Origin of the sequence: Cellulomonas biazotea, from assembly GCF_004306155.1 — a bacterium.
In the GTDB taxonomy this organism is placed as follows: domain Bacteria; phylum Actinomycetota; class Actinomycetes; order Actinomycetales; family Cellulomonadaceae; genus Cellulomonas; species Cellulomonas biazotea.
Genome location: NZ_BIMR01000169.1, coordinates 1 through 2,795, shown reverse-complemented (window position 1 = coordinate 2,795; position 2,795 = coordinate 1). Strand labels below are relative to the sequence as shown.

The following is a 2,795-nucleotide window of genomic DNA, read 5'->3' as shown; positions in this document are numbered from 1 at the left end:
CCCCACGCGGGCGGGGGCACGGGCGCGGCCGGCGGCGCGGGCGCGGGCGGCGGTGCGGGGGACGCCTTCGGGTCCGACGGTGCGGGCCCGCCACCCGGGGCGGCCCACGCGGGCGGGCGTGGTGCGTCGTCCTGCGGGCTCGTCATGCGAGCACTGCCTCCTCGGGCTCGTCCGGCGACGCCCGAGGAGCGGGCACCCGCCGAGCGACGCCCCATCGTGCCACGTCGTCGTCCGACCTCGGTGGACGTCCGGGTGATCTGTGGGCCGTCCGGGTCGTCCCGGCCGGGAACACCCCGTCGTGGTGCGACAATGGCGCGCATGAAGGGACGTGTGCTGGTGGTCGACGACGACACCGCGCTCGCCGAGATGATCGGCATCGTGCTCCGCTCCGAGGGCTTCGACCCCGTCTTCTGCGAGGACGGCGACGAGGCGCTCGGGACGTTCCGGGCGACACAGCCCGATCTCGTGCTGCTCGACCTCATGCTGCCCGGACGCGACGGCAACGAGGTGTGCCGGCAGATCCGGGCCGAGTCGGGGGTGCCGATCGTCATGCTCACGGCGAAGAGCGACACGGTCGACGTGGTGCTCGGGCTCGAGTCGGGCGCCGACGACTACATCTCCAAGCCGTTCAAGCCGAAGGAGCTCGTCGCCCGGGTCCGCGCACGCCTGCGCCGCAGCGACGAGCCCGCCCCCGAGCACCTGTCGATCGGCGACGTGACGATCGACGTGCCCGGCCACCGGGTCGCCCGCGCGGGCCGTCCCATCTCGCTGACGCCGCTCGAGTTCGACCTGCTGGTCGCGCTCGCGCGCAAGCCCTGGCAGGTCTTCACCCGCGAGGTGCTCCTCGAGAAGGTCTGGGGCTACCGGCACGCCGCCGACACCCGCCTGGTCAACGTCCACGTCCAGCGCCTGCGCTCGAAGATCGAGAACGACCCGGAGCAGCCGGAGATCGTCGTGACCGTCCGTGGCGTCGGCTACAAGGCGGGCGTGACGCCCACGTGATGGCGGGCAGGGCCGTGTCGTGCCGCGCGTGAGCAGCGTCTGGCGCCTGCTGCGGGCCCGGACGATGCGGCGGGTCCGTCGCTGGCCCCGGGCGTGGCGCGGGTCGCTGCAGTTCCGCGTCATCGCGTCCACGCTCGTCATCGGCCTCGTCGCGCTCGCGGGCGTCGGGCTGTACGTGGGGGAGCGGATGCGCGACGGGCTGTTCAACGCCCGGCGCGACCAGGTGCTCGCCGAGAGCGCCCGCAGCACCCGCCAGGCGCAGGAGACGTTCGACTCGTCGACCGCGACGACCGGCACCGACGTGCGGCGCCTGCTGCGCGACGTCGTGTCCACGCAGCGCACGGGCACGTCGGGCGAGCGCGAGGTGTTCCTGCTGCGCGCCCCGGGCCAGACGTCGCCCGTCGCCGGGGGCTCGGCGGCGTCCGACGGGTCGCTCGTCACCCTCGTCGACGACGACCTGCGGCAGGCCACCGCGACCGGAGGGCAGCACTGGCAGCCCGTCGGGCTGCCGACCGACGGCGCGCGCCTCGAGCCCGGGATCATGGTCGGCCAGGACGTCACCGTCCCCGTCGTGGGGACCTACCAGCTGTTCTTCCTCTACAGCCTGCAGGCCGAGCAGGACCGGCTCGACTTCCTGCAGCGGACTCTCGCGCTCGCGGGCGTCGTGCTGGTCGCGCTGCTCGGCTCGATGACGTGGCTCGTCACCCGGCAGACCGTGCACCCCGTGCGCCGCGCGGCGCAGGTCGCGGCCCGCCTCGCCGACGGCCACCTGTCCGAGCGGCTGCCCGAGCGCGGCGAGGACGAGATGGCGACGCTCGCGCACTCGTTCAACGAGATGGCCGCGAGCCTGCAGGACCAGATCCACCGCATGGAGGAGCTGTCGGCCGTGCAGCGCAGGTTCGTGTCCGACGTGTCCCACGAGCTGCGCACGCCGCTGACGACGATCCGGATGGCCGGCGAGGTCATCCACGCGTCGCGCGACGACTTCGACCCCGCCACCAAGCGCTCCGCGGAGCTCCTGCAGACGCAGCTCGACCGGTTCGAGGACCTGCTCGCCGACCTGCTGGAGATCAGCCGGTTCGACGCGGGTGCGGCGTCCCTCGACGTCGAGGGCCGCGACGTGCGCGACGTGGTCGTCCGTGCGGTCGACCTGGCGAGCCCGCTCGCCGAGCGGCGCGGCTCGTGGCTGCACGTGGACGTCCCCGAGGACCGGTGCGTCGCCGACATCGACGCCCGCCGCGTCGAGCGCGTCCTGCGCAACCTGCTCGTCAACGCCGTCGAGCACGCGGAAGGCACGGCCGTCGAGGTCACCGTCGCCGCCGACGCGCACGCCGTGGCGGTGACGGTCCGCGACCGCGGCGTCGGCATGACCGCGGACGAGGCCGACCACGTGTTCGACCGGTTCTGGCGCGCCGACCCGGCCCGCGCCCGGACCACGGGCGGCACGGGCCTGGGCCTGGCGATCTCGCTGGAGGACGCCCACCTGCACGGCGGCTGGCTCGAGGCCTGGGGCCGGCCGGCCCGCGGCGCCGTGTTCCGGCTCACGCTCCCGCGCCGCGCGGGGATCCACCTCACCGGGTCGCCGCTCCCGCTGGTGCCCGACGACGACCCGCCGCCGGACCCCGTCCGGCACCCCGTGTCCCGCCCGCGCACCGACCCCACGTCGCTGCCGGACCTCGACGACGAGGACGCCGGCGACGCACCGGTCGTCGCCGGACCGGTCGCGGCCGGGCCGCTCGCCGCCGGGCCGGTCGCCGCCGGACCGGTCGCCGCCGGACCGGTCGCCGTGCCCG

Annotated in this window: 2 protein-coding genes; both read left to right on the top strand. The window is 75.3% G+C overall.

The features are described 5' to 3' along the window. The first annotated feature begins 318 nt into the window (after nucleotides 1–318). Nucleotides 319–1,002, top strand: coding sequence for an MtrAB system response regulator MtrA (gene mtrA / locus CBZ_RS11525; RefSeq protein WP_130781688.1), 684 nt, complete (start codon nucleotides 319–321; stop codon nucleotides 1,000–1,002). Nucleotides 1,003–1,021: 19 nt separating this feature from the next. Beyond that, on the top strand, nucleotides 1,022–2,795 hold a 1,774-nt coding region (gene mtrB, locus CBZ_RS11520), incomplete at its 3' end, for an MtrAB system histidine kinase MtrB (protein ID WP_130781687.1).

Excerpts from the sequence above, each read along its gene's own strand:
- mtrA (WP_130781688.1), top strand. The coding sequence starts at position 319 with ATGAAGGGACGTGTGCTGGTGGTCGACGACGACACCGCGCTCGCCGAG.